The sequence below is a fragment of the Erythrobacter sp. HI0063 genome (genome assembly GCF_001635685.1).
Classification (GTDB): Bacteria; Pseudomonadota; Alphaproteobacteria; order Sphingomonadales; family Sphingomonadaceae; genus Qipengyuania.
In genome coordinates, this window is sequence record NZ_LWFF01000221.1 from 1 (window position 1) to 323 (window position 323).

1 protein-coding gene is annotated in these 323 nt (G+C 58.8%); it reads left to right on the forward strand.

What is annotated here, in order from left to right:
- Window positions 1-323: hypothetical protein (locus A3736_RS17535; protein WP_197465533.1), on the forward strand; the 323-nt coding region annotated here is incomplete at both ends.

Sequence of the window (323 nt, forward strand, 5' to 3'; positions counted from 1 at the left end):
TGAGCGACAGGCTGCGCAACGCCTGCGCGCTGAGGCAGAGGAGGAGAAACGCCGCGTCGATGAACAGCGTCGTCTTGAAGAACGACAGCTTACCCTTTTGGAACGTGCATCCGATGATGCTGAAGGGTTGAATCTACGCACGAAAGGCGAGACGTTCGAAATGAGCACGCAGGCGATGACGGCCGACGAGAAAGATGCTTATGGGCGTACCTGGTCGAGAAAACTGATCGCGATGGCCCGATCGGTGGCTCGTATGCTTGAGCGCCTTCGCGCGAAGCGGCCCGGGAATTGCTCACGAGCAGGCAGGCAGCCGATCGTGATAT